Origin of the sequence: Alkalimonas delamerensis (assembly GCF_030717955.1) — a bacterium.
GTDB lineage: Bacteria > Pseudomonadota > Gammaproteobacteria > Enterobacterales > Alteromonadaceae > Alkalimonas > Alkalimonas delamerensis.
On record NZ_JAUZVY010000001.1, the window covers coordinates 45,405 to 66,984 of the forward strand.

The 21,580-nt window shown below is 53.5% G+C and carries 15 protein-coding genes and 1 riboswitch; of the genes, 6 read left to right on the forward strand and 9 right to left on the reverse strand.

All coding sequences use genetic code 11. The features are described 5' to 3' along the window. Position 1: 1 nt before the first annotated feature. The 5 genes from Q3O59_RS00220 to Q3O59_RS00240 form a co-directional block, all read right to left on the reverse strand. Positions 2-1,624, reverse strand: coding sequence for a BamA/TamA family outer membrane protein (locus Q3O59_RS00220; protein WP_305943701.1), 1,623 nt, complete (start codon positions 1,622-1,624; stop codon positions 2-4). 183 nt (positions 1,625-1,807) lie between these two features. Next, a complete protein-coding gene (locus tag Q3O59_RS00225) occupies positions 1,808-5,404 on the reverse strand; it encodes a M1 family aminopeptidase (protein WP_305943702.1) in 3,597 nt (1,198 codons plus the stop codon). A gap of 13 nt (positions 5,405-5,417) precedes the next feature. Then, entirely contained in the window at positions 5,418-6,311 is an 894-nt protein-coding gene (locus Q3O59_RS00230) for an ABC transporter ATP-binding protein (RefSeq protein WP_305943703.1), read from the reverse strand. Between the two features lie 176 nt (positions 6,312-6,487). Continuing rightward, positions 6,488-7,339, reverse strand: a complete 852-nt coding sequence (locus Q3O59_RS00235; RefSeq protein WP_305943704.1) for a mechanosensitive ion channel family protein — start codon at positions 7,337-7,339, stop codon at positions 6,488-6,490. Positions 7,340-7,351: 12 nt separating this feature from the next. Then, entirely contained in the window at positions 7,352-8,170 is an 819-nt protein-coding gene (locus Q3O59_RS00240) for a DUF432 domain-containing protein (RefSeq protein ID WP_305943705.1), read from the reverse strand. A 287-nt stretch (positions 8,171-8,457) separates the two neighbouring features. On the opposite strand from Q3O59_RS00240, the gene mgtE reads away from it, so the two are divergent. Next, on the forward strand, positions 8,458-9,801 hold the full coding sequence (gene mgtE, locus Q3O59_RS00245; RefSeq protein ID WP_305943706.1) for a magnesium transporter: 1,344 nt from the start codon (positions 8,458-8,460) through the stop codon (positions 9,799-9,801). Positions 9,802-9,806: 5 nt separating this feature from the next. Here mgtE and Q3O59_RS00250 read toward each other — a convergent pair whose 3' ends face one another. The 3 genes from Q3O59_RS00250 to Q3O59_RS00260 all read right to left on the reverse strand — a co-directional run bounded on the left by Q3O59_RS00250 (position 9,807) and on the right by Q3O59_RS00260 (position 13,575). Next, on the reverse strand, positions 9,807-11,063 hold the full coding sequence (locus tag Q3O59_RS00250) for an alkaline phosphatase family protein (RefSeq protein ID WP_305943707.1): 1,257 nt from the start codon (positions 11,061-11,063) through the stop codon (positions 9,807-9,809). A 129-nt stretch (positions 11,064-11,192) separates the two neighbouring features. Continuing rightward, positions 11,193-12,143, reverse strand: a complete 951-nt coding sequence (locus tag Q3O59_RS00255; protein WP_305943708.1) for a Fic family protein — start codon at positions 12,141-12,143, stop codon at positions 11,193-11,195. A 25-nt stretch (positions 12,144-12,168) separates the two neighbouring features. After that, on the reverse strand, positions 12,169-13,575 hold the full coding sequence (locus Q3O59_RS00260; protein ID WP_305943709.1) for a hypothetical protein: 1,407 nt from the start codon (positions 13,573-13,575) through the stop codon (positions 12,169-12,171). Between the two features lie 1,512 nt (positions 13,576-15,087). Beyond that, positions 15,088-15,192: riboswitch (TPP riboswitch) on the forward strand. A 32-nt stretch (positions 15,193-15,224) separates the two neighbouring features. On the opposite strand from Q3O59_RS00260, the gene Q3O59_RS00265 reads away from it, so the two are divergent. The 4 genes from Q3O59_RS00265 to Q3O59_RS00280 are packed head-to-tail and all read left to right on the forward strand — an operon-like array spanning position 15,225 to position 19,063. Continuing rightward, positions 15,225-17,303: a TonB-dependent receptor gene (locus tag Q3O59_RS00265; RefSeq protein ID WP_305943710.1), complete on the forward strand. Its 2,079-nt coding sequence runs from the start codon at positions 15,225-15,227 to the stop codon at positions 17,301-17,303. A gap of 10 nt (positions 17,304-17,313) precedes the next feature. Then, positions 17,314-17,562 (forward strand): YkoF family thiamine/hydroxymethylpyrimidine-binding protein, encoded by a 249-nt coding sequence (locus Q3O59_RS00270; protein WP_305943711.1) that lies wholly within the window; start codon positions 17,314-17,316, stop codon positions 17,560-17,562. Next, positions 17,559-18,206 carry a nicotinamide riboside transporter PnuC gene (pnuC, locus tag Q3O59_RS00275; protein ID WP_305943712.1) on the forward strand — a complete coding sequence of 216 codons (648 nt, stop codon included), beginning with the start codon at positions 17,559-17,561 and terminating at the stop codon, positions 18,204-18,206. Before Q3O59_RS00270 ends, pnuC begins: the two co-directional genes overlap by 4 nt. Next, positions 18,146-19,063, forward strand: coding sequence for a phosphotransferase (locus Q3O59_RS00280; protein ID WP_305943713.1), 918 nt, complete (start codon positions 18,146-18,148; stop codon positions 19,061-19,063). Before pnuC ends, Q3O59_RS00280 begins: the two co-directional genes overlap by 61 nt. A 7-nt stretch (positions 19,064-19,070) precedes the next feature. Here the strand turns inward: Q3O59_RS00280 and Q3O59_RS00285 are convergent, their stop codons facing one another. Next, positions 19,071-19,253, reverse strand: coding sequence for a helix-turn-helix domain-containing protein (locus tag Q3O59_RS00285; protein ID WP_228592970.1), 183 nt, complete (start codon positions 19,251-19,253; stop codon positions 19,071-19,073). Positions 19,254-19,428: 175 nt separating this feature from the next. Between Q3O59_RS00285 and Q3O59_RS00290 the strand changes: the two genes are divergently transcribed. Further along, positions 19,429-21,558, forward strand: a complete 2,130-nt coding sequence (locus Q3O59_RS00290; protein ID WP_305943714.1) for a S9 family peptidase — start codon at positions 19,429-19,431, stop codon at positions 21,556-21,558. Positions 21,559-21,580 lie beyond the last annotated feature (22 nt).

A 21,580-nucleotide genomic window follows, 5' to 3' on the forward strand; every position in this document is an offset into this window, starting at 1 on the left:
CTTAAAAACGCCGTTTGGCCATGGCGCGAAACTGCCAGCTATCGAGCCCGGGCTCGCTGCGCAGTGGCTTGGCCACATCCAGATGCACCATGGTGCCGCGGCTGGAGTATTTGGACAGCAGCCGCACGCCGCCGCCTACGCCAAACAGCAGGTTATCGCTGGCCTCACCGCTTTGCCAGGGATCGTCCCAGGCCCGGCCGGCATCGACAAAGCCGGCAAAACCAACATCAAACAACCGCAGTATGGACCAAGGCGTGTAGTAACGGTACTCACCGCTGGCAACCCACAGTTTTTGGCCACGTTGAAAGTACAGCGGGTAGGCGCGCATGCCATTATCACCGCCTAATTGCCGCAGCTCATCCCGATACATCTCCCGGCCAAGCTCCAGATGAAAGCGCGCCGCCAGGCTGCTTTGATCGCTCAGGTGGTGCACCAACAACCAGTGGCTGCTTAGTTCGCTGCGGGAGGGCTCATTACTTTGCCATTGCTGTTTAAGGTGGTGCTCGGTCAGCAGCCAGCTGCCTGGCCTAATGGTCCAGCTTTTCTCAAGCCGGCTGCTGAGTTGCCAACCATTGGCGTCAGCGCCTAACCAATCGGTGAGACGTGCCAGCTGCAGCGTCCATTGCCAGCCAAAGTTGATGTCCTCGGTGCGATTGAACTGATTGATTTGATACAGCTTCTGGTAATCCGATTGCAGCCACTGGTATTCCAGCCAGATGGCGGATAAATCCCTGTCAGGCGGCAAGCCATTTTGAGTATCCGCATTGTTGGTAAATTGCTGGTCATGCAAGCGAAAGCCCAGCAACAATCGTTGTGCGCTGTAAGTGCTGGCAGACAAGCTAAAACCGAGATAGCTTTGCAGCCAGTGCCGTTTGCTGGCGTAGCGGTTGCTTTCTTCACCAGCTTGATACTCACGCAGCTCTTCCTTGTTTTTGGCCATCTCGAAGCCCATGGCCCAGGGTGAGCTAATGCGGTAAAAAGGGCGCTCGACGGCGAACAGGTAGCTTTCACCATCGGAGTTATCGGCGTACTGCAAGGCGCTGCTCCAGTGGCTGCCGAACATGTTGGGCGAGGCAAAGCTGACCAGGTAGCCAGTGCGCTCGCTGTCTTTGGCGTAATCAAGATGCAACTGATTGCCGGTGCCAAGCAGGTTATCCTCGGCGATACCGATGGAGTACTGAGAGACTCCACCTTCATGTTTAAAATCAATTTTTGGTAGTAAAGACCAGTTGTCCCAGCTTTGGACCAGCACATCTACTTGATGGGATTCGCTGCAGTAGTGGCTGATGCTGACTTTGGCTTCCCGCAGATAGCGCCGGCTACGCAGCAGACGTTCTGTTTCTTCCAGCTCTGCCAGGCTTAGCACATCGCCCTCGGTGAAGAGTAAATCCTGCCGCAGCGTATCCTCTTTGGTAATGACATGGGTGTGGTTGGCAAAACGATGCAGCCAAAAGGTGCCTGGCTCATCCAGGTCAAACACATTGGCCGCTTCAAAGTGAATGGCACGAATTCGAAGAGTGCTCTGCTCTGCTAAGGCGCTCAAGGCGGGTTGGTACTCGCAATCCGTTGCCTGAGCCTGACCGCCAGCAAAGACCATGAAAAGCAGCAGAGCTGTTCGTATCATTGTAGACCTTAGACTTTGAATAACATCGGAATTCTGGTATCGGCTGGATGCTCGCTCATTCGGCCGACAGGGCATCTGCACTTGATGTCTCTCAACAAAAGAGTAACGCATTCTTGTGCTGGGCGCGAGTCCATAGCACAACGGGGGGCCTATGGCAGGCCACCCGTTGTCGCCCGACGGCTGCTAGCGCACCGGCCGGATGTTGGTGTTGCTGTCGCGATTGATCATTTTTACAAAGGGATCGATGCCTGCAAAAGATGGCCGCTCATTCAACAGCAGTGTCAGCTGGTTTTCACCGGATTGGATCCGGTGCTTTTCCAGATACAGGATTGCCTCGTCGGTGCGAACCCGATCGGGATGCATCGACAGGGCTGCGATATCAAACCAGTCGTCCAGTGGCAGCTCGGTTTCTTCGCCCATCGCATCGGACTCGAGCTTGCGAGCCGCTATCACCAGGTCCAGTTGCCACTGGCCATTATCCAGCTGCTGCACCTCCGCACTTTGCGTTGTGAAATCAAACAGCACAATGCGTTCAAACAGATCGGTGATGAACTCCTGCTCCTCATCCGTGGCCTCAGCGCGGATTGCGGCCAGCAAATCCCGGTTTGTTGGGTAGGGATCGTGGCGATAGCGGAAGGCTTCCAGCAGGTTTCGAATGGCCTGATTCAACCGGGCTTCACCCATGCGGTCGCGCAATGCATACATCACCACCGAGCCTTTCTGGTAATAGATGTAGCTTTGCATTTCCACGTACTTGAGTGGAACTTCACCGACAACGTCATGAGAGCGGCTCGACAGGTAGCGGTCCAATTCACGTTTTAGGAACTGACGCATTGCCGCTTTGCCGTAGCTGTGTTCCATCACCATCAGCGCACCATACTGGGACAGGGTTTCGCTGAGCACCTGAGCACCCTGCACATTGGCTGGGGTGATTTGGTGACCAAACCACTGGTGCGCGACTTCGTGGGCCGTCACATAATAAGCAAAGTCGATATCCTCTTCATCGCGCAGATCCAATGCAAACCCCATGTTTTCAGAGAAAGGCACCGTATTCGGGAAAGCCTGAGCAAAGTTACGGTAAGGGAATTCGATAATCCGCAATTGACGATGCTGGTAGGGGCCAAAATGCTCACTAAAGTAATCCAGTGAGTCTTTGACCCCCTGAATCATCCGACCGACATTCATATCATGTCGCGGGTGATGGTACACCTTAATCGCTACCCCCTCATGCTGCTCCTGTGTCAACATCAGATCGGAGGACATGATGTTGAAAAAGTTCTGGATAGGGGCGTCCATTTTGTAGTGGAAGTAATGGCGATCACCTTCCTGCCACTCCCGCTCCAGATAGCCTGGAGCAATAGCCCGCTGCCCGGCACTGGTCGACACCACCACTTCAAAATCCATGAAGTGATCCTGGCCGCTGAACAGGTTGATGCCATGTTGGCTGGTGTCATCCAGCTCCGGCATCGGATGGCGAGGTGGCAAATCGCGCTTACGCCGCTCGTGTCTGTCCGGGATCTCGATGTTGGTTGAGTATCCGAGACTTGGCATTAGATCTGTGTTGTTGACGAAGGTGCCATTGTAAATCAGACTCAGATCCGAGCTCTGATCGACAAAGCCCTGGTTTTCACGATGGACTTCAAAGCGGACGGTTCGGGATTCACCCGGCTGCAGCGGTTGATGAAACTCCAGCCAGCCAAGCCCAAAGCGAGCGTCTCGGTTGGTGTACTGAACCTGGTCGCCTTCAATGCGGGTAAAGCTGGCTCTGGAGCTGTGATGCGGCTCAGCGATCAGCGCCCGCTCTATGGGGGCTTCGGTGAAATTGGTCAGCGTCATTTCACCCCGATTGATCAGGCGCCGCTGTTCAGGGTAAATATCGACATGAAGCTGAACCGCTGTCACCGAGGGCAAAGGCATGGCCAGGTATTGACGGTACTCTTTTTCAAAGTCAGCACGCAAATCCAGCGATTGCTTGGACGTTGTGAACTGATTGAGCACCCGGGTGTTGTAATGGATCCAGCTGCCTGATGTGACAAAAGCAACCAGGCCCACCGCCACCATGATTTTGCCGGGGGCTCCAAGCTGGGCTGACAGTCGTGGCAGACGATCGCGCAAACGTGCTTCACTGCCACGGCGCCACAAGGCAAAGCTGATGGCTGCCATCGCCAGGGTCAGACCGCCCCAGTACAGCATGTACCACAAGTGTGGCTGCACAAAATGACCGTAGCGGTTGATATCGCTGTATGGCGTCGTCGGGCTAACGCCAAAATGAAACATCTTGTGTTCAAGCCCGACATTGGCCAACGTCATGCTGAGTACAATGTAGACCACCATTATGCCGATACCGGCAAATTTGTTGGGGCTTAAGGTCTGAATCAGCACCACCATCACCGCAGAAAGGAGCATCGGCAGGACATACCAAAGACCCAGCCGGGTTATGTACTGGCCCAGCTCCAACCAGCTGTGGCCTTTCACCAGCTGAAAGCCGATGGTCACCAGCATGGTAGCCAGCGTCAGGCCAACAATGACGGCCGTCAGGCCGAACAGTTTGGACAAGAAAAAGACGGCGCTGTGGGTTGGGGTTGCATCGACAATGTCACCCATGCCGGACTGACGATCACGCCAGACGGTTTCAGCGCTGTAGTAAATCAGCACCACCATCACCAGCAGGCCTGTGGCATTTATCACCTGATCCACCATAAAGCGGGTGAAGGGCCAGTTCGGGGTGCCATAGGAGCTAACGGTATGAAAGATAAGACCGTTCGCAATAAAATAGACGGTCAATAGCAGCAGAATGATAAAGGGGGCACTGAGCACAATCTGACGTACCTCAAAACGACTGCGCAGCAGCAGTTGGCTCCAGAATGCAGCTTTGGGACCGGCAGCAGAAACTCTGGGCAATGCAGTCAGGGACAGTGCGGCCGTGCTGGCAGGCTCGGCATCATTGGACGCGGCTTTTTTCCTGCCAAACCGGAAGACAGCGGCTCGGCGTGGATCGATGCAGTAGTGGCTCAGCAGCATAATCAGCAGCGCCAGACCAAGCCACATCAGGCGGTTAGCGAGCAACAAGCCGCTCAGCGCTGGCAGCTGTGTATTGCGCTCCAGCGCCGTCCAGTAACGGGTGACTTCGGTAAATGCAGCGATGCCGAAGGGGTCCAGCATGGCTGCTATGGTGCGGTACTCTGGCTCGCTGAGCAGGGCGCCGCTGCTGGCATAAAGAATAAAGAAACCGACTACACCCAGGTACATGCCCATCATGGAGCGAGTCAGGACTGCCAGACTGTAAAACAAAGCGGCGCAGAATAGCAGACTTGGGATGACCATCAAAAACAGCGGCCACAGGTAAAAGCTTAGCATGGTTGGGCCAAAGCGCTCGGCATCCACCCAGGGCATCCAGCTGCCAATCAGCAGTCCCAGTGGTACGGTACAGAACACCAGGAAAACAATCAGAAAAGAGCCACCGAGACGGCCCCATAACCAGGCACCTTTAGAGACTGGTGTGGCCAGAATAATGCCGTCCATTTTGTTGGTGAAGTCCCGGGTTGCGGTATTGCCGGCAAAGTTGGCTACCAGGAACATGCCGAAAATGCTGAAAATCATCAGCGACATGGCCAGAAACCAGGGGCCATTTTGCAGAACGTTGGGGCCACCTGCGGCTATCTGCACATTGGGCACCGCCACAGCCATGAAAGCCAGCAGAAAAAATAGTGCGCTGGTGATGTAAAACGACGGAAGTTGTCGCAGGTAGCGTGCTTCCGTTCGGGCAAGTTTAAGCCACATGATCTGCTCCCCCTTAGGCCGCTTGCTGCTTCTGACCGTGACGGACCCGGTGCAGGGTGGCAAAATAGACATCTTCCAAATCCGGCGTTACCGGCTCAAAAGCTGCTGCCGGCGCTTCGTTCGCCAGTACGTGCAGCACGGTACGGCCGGCCTGAAGGTGGCTGGAGATTACGTTGTACTGCTCCATCAGAGTCGGAGCCTGCTGTTTGTCCACCACAGTGCGCCAGACCTGCCCCTTCAGCTCACTCATCAGGTTAGCGGGCTCCCCTTCAAGTTGTATTTTTCCTTCGGCCAGCACCGCCATTCGAGGGCAGAGATCAGACACATCTTCCACGATATGGGTGGATAAAATGACCACTTTGCTTTGACCGATATCTGCCAGCAGGTTGTGGAAGCGGTTGCGCTCTTCCGGATCCAGGCCTGCGGTGGGCTCATCGACAATAATCAGTTGCGGATCGCCGATCAGTGCCTGGGCAATCCCAAAGCGCTGGCGCATGCCGCCGGAAAAAGACGCCACCGCTTTTTTTTGTACCCGATGCAGATTGGTCTGCTCCAGCAAGGTCTCTACCAGGAGTTTGCGTTCCTTGTTGTGGGTGATGCCTTTTAAAATGGCGAGGTGGTCCAGCAAATCGTAAGCGCTGATCCGCGGGTAGACATGGAAGTCCTGCGGCAGGTAGCCCAGCGTCTGGCGGATTTTTTCTGGCTCCTTCGCCACGTCCAAGCCATTGAAATGGATTTGTCCGCTATCTGCTGGTTGCAAAGTGGCGATGGTACGCATTAGCGACGATTTACCGGCTCCGTTTGGACCAAGCAAGCCAAACATCCCGGCAGGGATCTCCAGAGTGACATCGTGCAGTGCTTTGACACCGTTGCTGTAGGTTTTAGAAAGGTTACGAATACTAAGCATGGCTGACCTTTGTTGTGTTCAACTGAATCCAGGTAAGCAAACTATGCCAGAGCCAAAGAAAAAAGAAGAGCACAACTGTGTAACAGAATATAAGGAATCAGGTCTCTCCTGTTACAATTGACCTGGTGAGGTCAGGCGGGCAGGTGCCCGCTTCTGGGGGGGCCTAAGTAGGGGGCTCAGGATCCCCCCCCATTTTGGTCGGCTTTTGCCGGCACAATGGTGATTGGAAAGGGAGCCGTTTCGCTTCCGGCATACAAGGAGCGGTGTGGAAATGGAATTTCAATCCCCGCAGTATCAAAGGCATTTTTGACTTCTTCTTGCAGGCTATTGCGCAGGTCCCGAAAGTTTTCCCGCTTGGTCCAGACCGAGAACTGAATATTCAAACTGGAGTCGCCAAAGCCATTGAACACGAACAGCGGCGATGGTTCATCCAGGCAGAGGGGGTTGGCATCGGCAACCGCCAGCAGCAACTCCCGAACTTGTTTGATACTTTCTTTGTAGGCGACACCAATCTGCAAATCAAAGCGACGAATAGGAAAGCGCGTCAAATTGGTCATCTGGGATTTAATCAGGCTTTCATTTGGGATCCGGACAAAGAGGTTGTCGAAGGTGCGTAACTTTACTGACAGCAAATCAATGGACAACACCTCGCCGGTGGTTTCGCCCACTTTAATCACATCGCCCAATTGAAAGGGCTTCTCGCCAATTAAAAACAAACCACTGATCAGGTTGGATGCCGAGGTTTGGGATGCAAAGCCTATGGCAACCGTCAAGACACCAGCAGCGCCTAAGAGCACCCCCAAACTGAAGCCGAGCTCTTTGAGCACCGACGCCAGAAACAACGACAGCACCAACCAATAGACCAGACGCTTTAACAGCACCTGATGGTGTGGGCTAAGCCCTTTGGTAAATTGCACCGTAAGCTTGGCCAGCAGGTGTGCCACCAACAAGCCGGTGAACAGCAGCAGCGCGGCTCGAAGACCCGTGACTACGTGATGATGCTCCAGCCATTGCATTAGGGTATCCATCGATTGCTCCTGTTAATCGCTGAAGATGCCGGCAAAGGCCCGCACCAGCGCATTTTTTTCAACCTGTTCTCTGGGCTCTGAAATCCGTTGCGATGCCTGAATGCCCAGCGGCAGTTTGCGCTCAATTTTAAACTTGGCCAGCGGTTGTTCGGCTTGATGCACCAGGGTCACGGCTTCGGTCCACAGGGTGTGATCGCTGCGTTCAAATAAAGAGAGCAGCGGCACCGGCAGGCTGACTTTGTCGATGCTCAGAATGCTTTTATCCTGATTGCTGATGGTCAGTGGCGTGACTGCCCGGTGGGGCCGAAGAGGCACTTCATCCAGACTGTGGCGGGCATGGGTTTTGGCGGCATAGCACAGCTCGCCAATGCGGGTGGACGGGCCAAACCAGGTGTCGGACAAACGCAACACGGGCCACTCCTGCAGCTGAACCTGGCTGCCGAGCAGCAAACGGACACAAAGCGGGGTGCTGATGTAAAAATTGATGCTCTCACCCGGTGGAATAAACACCGGTTGGCGGGTTTTCACCACCACGGCCCGGTCCATCAGTCTCGGCTGCAAACAAAAGTCCAATGGGGCTTTGCGAAAGACATAACGTTGAAAGGTGATGTCGTCCGGCCGCGCTTCGAGTGGTTGTTGCACCACCTGATGCAACAATTCGCTGTCCGGATGGCGTTGCTGGCCGACCAGCCATTCCCCTTGGGTGCGCTCCAGATAAATGGACAAGGGGCCGATGCCAAGGTGCCAGCAGCCTTGCTCACTCAAGCGGCGTGGTTGCCACCAGTTGGCCAGAGGTTGGGGATCGGATGCGTGCAGCTCAGTTGGGGCCATGCCAGCTTCTCCTTAATGAATGGCCTTATCTTAGCAAGCCGCTGCCAGAAAAAGAATAGGGTGCTCAACAACTTCAGCGCTCAGATGGTTGTGCTGGTGCCGGATAGGCACTAAAATACACGGGTGTGAATAAACCTTGTGCGGAGCACATTCCAGCTATGGACGTACCCAGTTGCAGGCGTAGCCTGATGACATATCCAAATTTTCATCGCACCTTTCTGGTAAGCTGATCCTGCCCACTGGCAACCCCTTACCAGATCATACCAATGACGCTGTAAGGGGGCATTATGGAACTGCCGGTTCTGATCAACACCATTCGTCTGGCGCTCGAGTCAGACAGCCTGTATGAGCTGCGCGAGCAGTTTGAAGACATTCACCCGGCCGATTTGGCGGCGGCTTTTAGCGAATTTGAGCCGCAGTCGGTCTGGGAGCTGCTCTCGACCTTACCCCGGGCCGAGCAGGCCGAGGTTTTTGGCTACTTGCCACCGGAAACTCAGGTGACCCTGGCGATTTCCATCAGCCGGCGCAAACTCTCGCCCATTATCCGGCAGATGTCATCGGATGAGCGGGCCGACTTGTTCAACCGTTTAACCGAAGAGCAGCAGGAAACCCTGCTACCGGCGTTGGCGCAGGCCGAGCGTGAGGACTTACGCTTGCTGTCGTCCTATGAAGAAGGCACGGCCGGTGCTGTGATGACCTCGGATTATGCGTCCTTAGCACCCGATCTGACGGTGCGAGAAGCGCTTGAAGTCTTGCGCAAGGAGGCGCCGGATAAAGAAACCATCTATCAGTCCTATGTGGTGGATAAAGAGCGCCGTTTGATCGGCGTGATTTCATTAAAAGAGCTGATCCTGGCCCCCGTCGGCATGCAGATCCACGAGCTGATGACCTACGAGCCGATTTTTGGTCAGGTCGATATGCCGCAAGAAGAAGTTTCGGTGCTGATTTCAAAGTACGACTTGCTGGCCTTGCCCATTGTCAATCAGGACATGCAATTGGTCGGTATTGTCACCTACGATGATGCGATGGACGTAGCCGCTGAAGAAGCGACCGAGGACTTTCACAAAACCGCCACCATCGGCAAGCTGGACAGCAGCGTTAAAGATGCGGCCATCAACCTGCTGTACCGCAAGCGGGTGGGTTGGTTGGTGTTGCTGGTCTTCGGCAATTTGTTTTCCGGGGCTGGCATTGCGTACTACGAAGACACCATCGCCAGTTACCTGGTGTTGTTGTTTTTCTTGCCTTTGCTGATCGCCAGCAGTGGTAATGCCGGTGCCCAGGCCGGTACCCTGATGGTGCGGGCGCTGGCGACCGGTGATGTTGCCCTGAAAGACTGGGGCCGGATGCTGGGGCGTGAAGTGGTGATTTCCACCTTATTGGGCGTCACCATGGCGCTGGCGGTGGCGTCCATCGGCTGGTGGCGTGGCGGCTACGACATTGCGCTGGTGGTGGCAGCGACCATGACGCTGGTGGTGATCGCTGGCAGCTTGATTGGCATGTCGCTGCCGTTTTTACTCAGCCGCTTCAACATGGACCCGGCCACCGCCAGCGGTCCACTAATTACCTCGATTGCCGATGTTGCTGGTGTGATGATTTATTTTTCCATCGCGACCTGGTATCTGGGGCTTTAGCGAGCCTATTCGCTGCGCAGGAGCAAGGGGATCACTGCCGGGTCGCCATCGTGCGGCGCCGGCTCCAGCCCTAAAATCTCTGTCATCACCTGATACAAATCGACCATTCGCACCCGCTCTACCCGAGTTTGCGCTTTAAAGCTTGGACCATGAGCGATCAGCATGCCTTGCATCGCCGGCTCTTCGTTGTCGTAACCATGGCTACCGCGAGGTTCACGGTAGGTTGGTGCATTGATCATGCCGGGCAGCCAGCTGCGCCGCACTAAAATCCAGTCAATTTCAGCCAGCACATGCAAGGGTGCAATGCGGCGGTGATTTTGGAAGTGAAAGCGCTCAGGCATCTCGGATTTACGCAGCAAGCGGGCCTGCGGTGGCAGGTTTTCTTTGAGTTGCTGGTAAATCACTTCTTTTTTCCCCTCTTTGGGGAAGATGCTTACCAGTTCGCGGGAGTAGCGCACATAGACCGCCAAGTCCGGGTCAAAGGCCTGATCGATCACAATGTGCTGCGCCTGATTGACTTCCGCCATGCCATGATCCGAGGTAATGATTAAATCGACCTGATCCAGCAAGCCTAATGTAGTCAGCCCTGCCACCAGATGGCCGATTTCCGCATCAATATCCTGCATGGCCTGGCGCACCTGGGCCGAGTTGGGGCCATGCGCATGCCCCATCGAGTCGACATCACTGAAATACAGCGTAATGATGCGCGGGCGCTCTGCTTCAGGCAATTGCAGCCAACCAAGCACAGTTTCTACCCGCTGGCGATTTGGCGTATCGCCATCGTAGGGAAACCAGTAGCTGGGGCGTACCCCTTTAATAGGAGCCTCTGAGCCCGGAAAGAAGTAGGTCGCGGCTACCTGGCCTTGTTTTTCTGCCGTGACCCAAATTGGCTCACCGCCCCACCAGCGGGCATTGCCCACTTCCGCGCTGTTGCTCATGGTAAAGCGGGCATCAAACTTAGGGTCGTACATGCCGTTGTCAATGACGCCATGATTTTCCGGGTGCAGGCCGGTCACCAGCGAGTAGTGATTCGGAAACGTCTTGCTGGGAAACACCGGCTGAAGCGCATCCGCCACCAGACCAGCCTGGGCCAGCGCATTCAGGTGCGGGCTGGGGTAACGCTCCAGATAACTGGGGTGGGCACCATCGATGGAGATCAAAATGATAGTTGGTGGAAGCGGTGCGGTGGTGTTGCTGGTCGGAACGCTGCTACAGGCGCTGATAAAAAGCAGCAGTGCCAGTGATAATAAGTAGTTTTTCAAAGTAATGGCCAAATAAAGTACTGGGGCTTACCCCAGTAAAAAAAGACAGATACTTTGATTTTAGTCGGCCAGTATGAAATTTGTAAGACAAAAACGTTTGGCCGCCTTAATTGGGGGGCCAATTACAGGTTAAGGACCGGCAGAGAAAGAGTTTTCAATGGCTTCATGAGCAGCGAGAATATCATCGGCGACAAAGCAAAGCTCGTTGTGAAAAGTGATCATGCTAACGATACCTCGTTCAAGTAGCGTATCCAATGCGGGTTTGGCCGCGAAATAGTCGGCTACTTTGGCTGACAGTGTTTTAACGCTGATAATGGGGCATTGCCAGAAAAGCTGCAACAAAGGGGTATGCCAACGATCGGGTTGTATAAAAAGCAGTTTATTATTGATTTTATTGACCGTATCGCTTTCGATGGTGCTGCACTGCATGGAAAAATGCTCCTGCCAGGCTAAAAAGCCATGGAAAAAGCGCTGACCAATATCTGTATAGGCAGTGTCTCTGTGTGAATGAAGAAAGCCAATAAAATCATCCATGCGATTGCAAGACAGTACAAACAGATAGGGGGACAGCATGTCGTGTTGATGGCGAGCACACAGGGCTTCAAACAATGCGCGGGTGGTGCGGCCGTTGCCCTCGGTAAAGGGATGAGCCAATGTCAGCCCTGCCAACAAAGTCAGTGCCTCTTTGGCGGTTGCCTGTTCCGCCCAGTGTAGACTCAGCAACTGCTGGCTTTGTGCCAGTGCTAATTCAGGCTCAGGACATTGGTAATTGTTCATCGCCCGCAGAGCTTTGAATGTCAAAGGCTTGTCGCGAAGTAGCGGGCTTGCCAGTGGACCGCGTAAGGCTGCATTGATATGGCTTAGCTGCTCCAGATCCAGTTGTTGGCTATTGGTGAGTATGCTAACGGCTGTGCTGAAGCGCTGGGTGGCTGCTGCCACCTCATCGGCTATCGCGGTCGTTGTCTCAATGCCAGAGCTGGCAATAATAAAATCGCGTCGGCTCACCTGACGGCCCCGGCGCAGCACCGGGCCACCAGCCAGATAACGGTGAAAATAGTTCCTGTTTAGATAGCGATTCAAGCGGGATCCTCCTGCTGGCAGCTTACTACTGCGATTGGGCAGACAGGCTTAAAGCGTCTGACAACTGCATCATTTTATCGAAGCTCAAGCCAACTTGATTGGCAAATTGCAGTGGGGTCTGCCCCTGAGGATCGGTGGCATCCATATTCAGGCCATAAGGAATCAGGCTTGGGATGGCATCAATCCGCTGCTGAGCAATCAACATAAAGATGGCATAGTCCGGGATCGGCGCGTATTGCGCCAGTTGAATCAATTGCTCGGTATTGGCATGCTGGTTCAGCATACTGATAAATAATACCTGATCAAATTCGGGGTGCGCACCGCCCAGGCTGCCATGTTTTTCCAGTAAAGCGACCACACTGTCAGCATCACCGGCATCCACCACTTTTTGGGTATCCAGCGCCATTTGAAAAGCCAATATATCTGCTTCGCTTAGTTGATGCATGGTAGGGAGTGAGGCCAGCCAGTCCTGCATGCTTTTGGGGCTGCTGTGATCGAAAAGGGTATACTGGCTGATGTCTAACTCACCGCATTGTTGCTTTTGGACGTGTAATTGATCAAACAGGGCATAGTAATAAGACTGCGCAGCACGCATTTGCCGCAAATAGTCTGCCTGTTCCTCCGGCATACTGCTACTCATAAGCAATTTCTCAAAGCTATCAGATAGCTGCAGTAAATCCCGATACTGATGATTGCTCCATTGATTGATTCGGCTAATGGTATGTTGGGAGTGGGCTTGCACGCCATACTTGACTAAGAAGTCCAGCACAGCCAGTGCCTGTGTTTTTTCGTGTTGGTTGGTTGGCACTGGCAGGATATCCAGTGAGCTGTATAGATCAGCTTCAACATCGTGTGACACGCTCAGCCCACTCCACAGTTGCAGTGCGGGGTAATGCAGCAACTCGGTACTTAGGGTTACCAGGTTGTAGGTTTTGCCATTGGCCTGAAAGGTTGCATGTAAATCACCATCAAAGCGGTGAGCAAGTGTATCCAATACCAGCGGATCTTGGCGGGTCAGGGTGGCAAACACCAAGTCGGCCATTGTTACCCGCAGTCCGGCACTCAGCAACTGCTGCAAGGCGTCGGGCGTTAGTTGAGTATGTAGCATCAGGCTCGACAAAATATTCTGGCCAGCGATCATGGTGTTCTGGGTTAACTCACCTTGCTCAACCAGTTGAAAGATGGTGGCGTAGTCTGCGTTGGCTAGTGCTAACATCACTTGATAATCCACCCTTGGGGGCAGTTGTTCTGGTCTACCCTCAAAGGCAAAGTGAGTGATGTTATTGGGGGCAAAGCCGACCCGCTTGATGCGGAAATCACTGACCGAAAAACCTGCCGCATGGTAGATCGTGTTTTTTCCCTGAATGGAAATATTGGCCTGTATTAAGGAATCATACAACCTGGCTTCGGCTTGCTGCATCTCTCGATGCATCTCTGCCAGCTCAGCTTTTAACGACTCGAAGTTTTCACAGAAAGAATCATGAACTGCCTCTTTCTGCGATGATAAAGGGGCAGTTTTAGCTGAATAAACCGCGGGATTGAGTTGCCCCTTATATGGTACCACTGTAGCATCTTGATCTGAGGCAGTTGTTAAGTCGTGTAAGAAAACGAAAGTCACACCTATGACGGATAAGCAGCCTATCGTCCACAAATGAGTTTTTTTCATGTCGTACATCCATTATCTGATGCAATGTTAAATTCTGATTGTATTGGGGGGCTGAGTGACAAGTAGCTAGCCCATACAATTGAAGGTATTGTTTTTACCATTTGTAGAGCTTTCTACTTAATCATTGCTGCAGCTTTTTCGAGGTAGTAGAAGAAGCTACTTGCTGTTAGCATGATTAGAGCAAATGAGCCTATCGATGGTGAGAAAAAGCTAACTCCAATAGATCCTAAGAAATAGTACTCAAGAAAATAAATTGTGAACGTTAGCAAAGTAAGCAGTGAAATAGTAGTACGCTTCCCATTTCTAATTGTACGTTTGATTGAATCTGTCATTTCAAACCCGCTTCAAGTTATTTGTCTGATTGAAAGTAAGTTAGTTAAAGCTGTTATACTGGGAAGTGACACAATAGCAGCTTCCCAGTACATATTTACTTCATAATTTCTAGAGCAGATTATGATGCTTGTCATACACAATAATCAGCACTCATGGTATTGCAGTACATCCATATGGGCCGCAATGTCCACCGCCAGATCCACCTCCATGGGACGCAAATAGTGTACTGCATTCGTATACATGCTCATTGTATCTAATACCACAATTTCTGGCTTCCCAAAGTCCCCCCGCAGTCGCAACAGCAATACATGCTGCTACTGCTGGGGGAAATGTAAAACCAGTACACAGTGCAGTGGTCAGTACAGCTACAGAGCCGGCTAAGTACTGGCAGTGCTCTTTATCATTCCCCGCGTCCGCTATGCATCTTTCATAGCTAACAGGTCTATAATCATTTGGTGGTGTTGGCTCAGATGGCTGCGTTGGTCCAGAACCGCCACCGCCACCATCAGAATTATCATTACAACCATAGCGACATGGATCGTCCCATGGGTCAGGCCAAATTGGATCCCAGCCAGGTGGTTGTTGACCACATGTAACCATATCACCGCCCCATGGTGACTCGCATTGTTGGCTTGCATCTGCAGTATTCAATGTCAGGCGCCAACCCCAGCCAACACTAATCAATGATGATGGCTCGTTAAGTTGTTCATAGACATTGGTGTCCGGGGTATGCTCAATATTGAGCAGTAAAAGCGGTAGACACAAAGCAATCCTGCTAAGTTGTTTCATTGGAAGTATCCTCATGTATACTTAAAGTAGAATTATTGTGTGTTTTGCGCGCAATTTAATCATTGTTGTTAATTTTAATGATGTCAAGTTAAATTCTGTGTTTTTTCTCTTGTGTGCTAGCAGGATTGCCAGCTGGCACGAAAATCGTTACACTGCGCGCCTACCAGGGGGTGTGCTCGAAAGAGTGCTGAGATGCTGCTAAGCGAACCCCAAGAACCTGATCCGGATCATGCCGGCGGAGGGATGGTGTTGCTGACTCCTTTTGCGCGGATGATCCCTTACCGGAGATCACCATGCGCTGTCGTTATTCCGTTGTTGCCGCTTGTATTCTTGCCTCCTTTACCACTGTTGCCGAAGAGTCCATTGAACGTTTGGAAGTGCAGGGCGATTTTCGTCGTTTGTCGGTGCAGAACATTGCCGGCAGCATAGCGGTCGTTTCCGAGCAGGATATGGAGCGCAACTCGGCCCAGCACCTGGACGATGTGCTGCGGCAACTGGCCAATGTCAACTTTGCTGCTGGCGCTTCGCGCGCCCGCTTTGTGCAGGTACGGGGCATCGGTGAGCGCAGCGAATTTATTGATGTGATCAACCCTTCAGTCGGGGTGCTGATTGATGGCATCGACTACTCTGGTCTTGGCATCAGCAGCATTGCCCATGCCGAGCAGTTGGAAGTGTTTCGCGGTCCCGAGGCCACCCGCTTTGGCACCAACGCCATGGCCGGCATGCTGAACTTGTCTTCGAAGCAGCCGGGCTTTCAGCGCGAAGGTGCGCTCAGTGCCAGCCTGGCCAATTACAACAGCTGGCAGTTAAGTGGCATGCTCAGCGATGCCCTCAGCGAGCAGCTGGCTTATAGCCTGACGCTGGACAAGCAAGCATCCGATGGCTTTATCGAAAACACCCACCTGGGCCGCAAAGATACCAACGACATTGACGAGCTTACGGCACGCACCCGCTTGCTGTTTCGCCAGAGCGATGCCTCGCAGTGGCAGCTGATTGGCCACTTTATTGAGCAAAACAACGGCTACGATGCCTTTTCGTTGGATAAAAACCGTACCACCTTGTCGGATGAACCAGGTCAGGATCGGCTGCGCAGCAAAGCACTGGCGCTAAGAAACGACTACAGCGGCTTTGTCGGAGCAGACTTGATGTGGCAGCTCAGCTGGCTGAGTGCCGACTCGGATTACAGCTTTGATGAAGATTGGGCTTTTGTTGGTATCCGGCCTGGCTGGGAGTACTCAGCCTTTGATCGCTACCAGCGCACTCGTGAGCAATGGACACTGGACTACCGCCTGGTGTCGGATGAGCAAGGCCGCCTGGTTGATGCCACCGATTGGGTGCTCGGTTTTTACGTCAGTGGCCGCGATCTGACCCTGCAGCGGGATCGGCGCTCTGGCTCGCGCTTGCGTGCCTTTGACAACCGTCTGCAGCGCGATAACCTGGCGGCCTATGGCGAGACCAGTACGCCGATTTCGGCGCAAACCACTCTGGTGGTTGGTGGGCGGATCGAGCGCTATCAGGATGAATACCGTGACAGTGGTGGCATCAGCATCGATCAAAGCCATACCATGTGGGGCGGCAAGATCAGCCTGAATTTCCAGGCCAGCGATCAGGCGATGATATACACTTTGCTGTCGCGCGGCTACAAGGTCGGTGGGGTCAATGGCGAGGCGCTGTCCAGAGCCGGTGACGATGGCCTGGAAGCCTTGCTGCAACAAGCGACCTTTAAGCCGGAAACCCTGGTCAATGCCGAGTTTGGGGTAAAAGGCGTTGCCGCCGATGGCAGTCTGGTCACCCGGGTGGCGGTCTTTCATATGTGGCGTGATGACATGCAAGTCAAAGGCTGGTTGAACCCGGATTTAGGGCCGGAGTTTGCTGGCTTTATCGACAATGCCGGTCGTGGGCGCAACTATGGCCTGGAGATGGAAAACCGGATTGTGCTGCATCCGAGCTTTACGCTGCATCTGAATGCGGGCTTGCTGAAATCCAAACTGGGGCCTTACATCACTCAGTCCGAACTGGATATGACCGGCCGGGATCAGGCCCATGCGCCGCGCTTTACCTACCAGCTAGCGGGCGACTGGTTCTTGACGGACCAGCTCACCTTGCAAGCCAGCGTGCAGGGCAAAAGCAGCTTTTATTACTCCGATGGCCATAATGCGAAGTCTGAGAGCTCGGAGTTGGTCAATCTGCGGCTGAGCTATCAGCTTGAGCACTGGCAATTCGCTCTTTGGTTGCGCAATGCCTTTGATCAGGACTATGGTGTACGGGGCTTTTTCTTTGGCAATGACCCGCGCGACGAGTACGCTCCCCATACCTACCAGCAGTGGGGTGAGCCGCGTCGCATTGGTTTAAGTGCCAGTTATCAATTCTAAGGAGTGCGCCATGCAACTGTCGGTAGAAATCAGCAAATACCCGTTGGCCGATGACTACATTGGCCCGATTAAGGCCTTTATTGGCCGCTTGCAGCAAGAGCCGGAACTGCACATCGTCACCAATACCATGAGCACTCAGATTTTTGGCGACTACGATGCGGTGATGGCGGCCTTGCAGCGCTGCATGCGCTGGTCGTTCGAGCAGTATGGCAAGCAGGTGTTTGTCTGCAAGTTTATTCCGGGTGATTTGCGTCCATGATGGCTGCCTTGCAGCAGTTTTGGCAGGAATGGCAGCTGTTAACCAGCCTGGAGCTGGTTGCCATGTTGCTGGCGCTGGCTTATCTGTTGCTGGCGATGCGGCACAGCCTCTGGTGCTGGCCCGCCGCTTTAATCAGTACCTTAATCTACACCTATGTGATGTGGCAGCACCAGTTGTACTCCGAAACCCTGCTGCAACTCTATTACGCCGCCATGGCGGTCTACGGTCTGCTGCACTGGCAACAGCTGCAGCGTCAGTTGCAGCAACCCGAGAAGGTCAAACCGGTGATTGAGTGGGGGCTGAAACAGCATTTGGGCTGGATAGGCCTGGCCGCCGGTTCTGGTCTGGTGTTGGGCTACTACATGGCCAATTACACCCAGGCCGACTTTGCCTGGCTGGACGCGCAAACCACCACCTTCAGCATTCTGACCACCTTGTTGGTAGTACGTAAAGTGCTCTCCAACTGGTTGTACTGGGTGGTGATTGATGCTGTTTGCATCTATGTTTATTTTCAGAAGGGCCTGTACTTTACCACCGGCCTCTTTGTACTCTACACTTTCTTGGCCGTAATAGGATATCTGGCATGGCGCAGCCACTACCGGCAACAACAACCTACCAGCGAGCAGGCGCTGCAGCCTGTCTGAGCACGCAGCAAGCCGAGCAGCGGATCCGCCAGCTCTGCCTGCATCTTGAGTTTTTTGCCAGTCACCCACCGCTTGCCATGAAAGCCCTGTCCCAGGGCAGTACCAATCTGACCTATTGGATACAAACCAGCCGTGGCCAGTACGCGGTGCGCCATTATGCCCCGGATGTCAGTGGTGTCTGTCGTCAGCAGGAGCTACGTTGCCAACACGCCTCGGCCGTGGCCGGGCTGGCACCGGCTCCTTTGTGTCTGAACAACCATCAGCAGGTGCTGATTTCCGAGTTTTTACCGGACGGTGCTCCCTTGCAACTGGATGATGCGCTGCTGGCGCCGATGGCGCAGTTGCTGGTTGCTTTGCATCGTTTGCGGGTGCAAACGCCGCAGTTGCAACCCGGCCGCTACATCACCGAGCTGAACGCCCATGCGCAATCGGATTTTAATCCGGCGCAGCGGCAACTGTTTGAACAGTGCTTGCAGGTCGTACACCGCTTCGAACAATTGCCGCAAGATAAGGTGTTGTGCCATCTGGACCTGCATGACGGCAATTTACTCTGGCAACAGCAACGGATTTGGCTGCTGGATTTCGAATATGCGCAGCTGGCAGACAGCAGCCTGGATTTGGCGTCGGTGGTGGAAAACTTTGCGCTGGATGAGTCCGCTAGCCAGCAATTGCTGCAGTGCTATGTACAGCAGCGCAGTGCAGGTTTAAGCCTGGAGCAGTGGCAGCAGAAGTTGGCGGCCGCCAGAGTGGTGTATCAGGCCTTTTGCTGGCTTTGGTACCGGACCCTGCCTGAAGGGGAGGCTATGGCGCAGCCACATCAACAGCGGCTGCATGCATTGTTGCGACAGCAACCCTGAGGCAGGCTCAGAGTCCCCCTAACCGCTCGGCCAAAAGCTTGTAACGTTCGACATCTTCTTTTTTGAACAATGGCTTGCCTTGCTCATCTTTATCCGAGGTTACCAGCAGGTTTTCCCGCGCTAAGCGCTCTACCCGAATGGCTTGCACGCCAAGAAACTCAGCTACTTCATCTACACTCATCAGGCTCATCATGGTGTCCTTGCATCCTTTGTTGTCATTTGTGCTAAGTAAAGCGCAAATTCAGCACTTTGTGAATTAAATTTTCGACCAGACTGCAATACCTGGTTACATTTTGCTGCAACCCGGTGCTGGCGCGGTTAGCCACAGCATGATAATTTTTCTGCAACAAACCAAGGAAGCCATGATGAAACTAACCACAACCCTTTTGAGTGTACCGCTGCTGGTCAGTGGTGCAGCCTGGGCTGAGCTGCCTCAGCCTCCGCTGGCCGATGTTCGCCCCCATACTGTGACTTCGCCTCACGGCGATCGCATTGATCCTTACTACTGGCTTAGAGATGATGCGCGCAGCAGCCCGGAAGTCATTGCTTACCTGGAGGCTGAAAATGCCTATGCTTTAGCTTTTCAGGCTGCCTACCAGCCGGTGGTGGAAAAATTAACCCAGGAGCTGATTGGCCGTATGCCACAAGACGACAGCTCGGTGCCCTATGTGATGGGAGATTATCTTTACAGCAGCCGTTATGAAGCCGGTAAAGAGCACCCGATCTATGTCCGGACACCTGTGGCCGGTGGTGACGAGCAGATTATACTGGATGTGAATGCATTGGCTGAAGGTCACGACTACTTTGTGGTGGCCAACTGGTCGGTCAGTCCGGATCAAACCAAGTTGGCTTATTTGGAAGACACCACTGGGCGGCGCCAGTACCAGCTGCGGATTAAAGATTTGACCACAGGTGCTTTGTTGGATGACAGCATTACGGGCTTATCTTCCTCACTGGCCTGGAGTGCCGACAGCAAGCATCTGTTTGTGGTGGAGAATGATCCCGTGACGCTTCTTAGTACCAAGGTCTATCGGCATCAGCTGGGCAAGCCTGTTGCTGAGCGCGCTTTGGTGTATCAGGAGCACGACAACAGCTTTTTTATGGGCGTTGGCAATACCCGGGATAGAAACTTTGTGATCATTGGGCTTTACAGTACGGTGTCCAATGAGTTCCATGTGCTGGATGCATCTCAGCCTGAGGGCGAGTTTCAACTGGTCGCGCCAAGACAGCGGGACTTTAAATACTCGGTCGATCACATAGCAGGCCGCTGGATTATCAGTACCGATTGGGATGCACCCAACAATCGTATTATGACGGTTGGCCAGGAGAAATTGGGCAACCGTGATCACTGGCAGGAATTGATCGCCCACGACGAACAGGTCTTTATTGAAAGCTTTATCGCCTTTGAAGACTACCTGGCGATCAATGAGCGCAGTGATGGTCTGCGTCGTATCCGTTTGCTGGATTGGCAGGATCTGAGCAAGCAACAGTTTCTGGCCTCCGATGAACCCAGTTATGTGATGGCGTTTTCAGTGAACCCGGAACAAAACCAGCAATGGCTTCGCTATACCTATACCTCGCTCACGACACCCTCCAGCGTGTACGAAGTGCATATGAAAACTGGCGAGCGCCGTTTATTGAAGCAGCAGGAGGTGTTGGGTGGCTTTGATCAAAGCCAGTACCGCACTGAGCGGGTCTGGGTCCCGGTCGAAGATGGTGTGAAGGTACCGGTGAGTCTGTTGTATCGTAAAGACTTTGAGCGTGATGGCTCGGCACCGTTGTACCAGTACGCTTATGGTTCTTATGGTTTTTCGATGGACCCATTTTTCCGTTCCAATATTCTGTCGTTGGTTGATCGGGGCTTTGTCTACGCCATTGCCCATATCCGCGGTGGTCAGGAAATGGGGCGGCATTGGTACGAAGATGGAAAACTGCTGAATAAAGTAAATACCTTTACCGATTTTATTGCCGTCACCGATTATCTGGTTGAGCACAAGTATGCGGCAGCAGATACTGTGATTGGCATGGGCGGCAGTGCCGGTGGTTTGCTGATGGGGGCCGTCGCTAATATGGCACCGGAAAAATACCTGGCCCTGGTCTCGCATGTTCCTTTTGTCGATGTAGTGACCACCATGCTGGATGAAAGCCTACCGCTCACCACCAATGAGTACGATGAGTGGGGCAACCCGAACGACAAAGTCTACTACGACTACATGTTGTCGTATTCACCTTACGATCAGGTGCGGGAGCAGGCGTATCCGGCATTGTTCGTTACCACCGGCTTTCATGATTCCCAGGTGCAGTACTTCGAACCGGCAAAGTGGGTGGCTAAGCTTCGTACGGTCAATACCTCCGAGCGGCCTATTTTGTTCCGTACCACCATGGAAGCCGGCCATGGCGGACGCTCAGGTCGCTTCGCCCGTCAAGAGCAGGTGGCTGAAGAGTATGGCTTCTTGCTGGAGATGGTGCGTCAGGCGCAGCAGCAGCGCCCTTAAGTGAGAGAACCGGGAGCGCTTT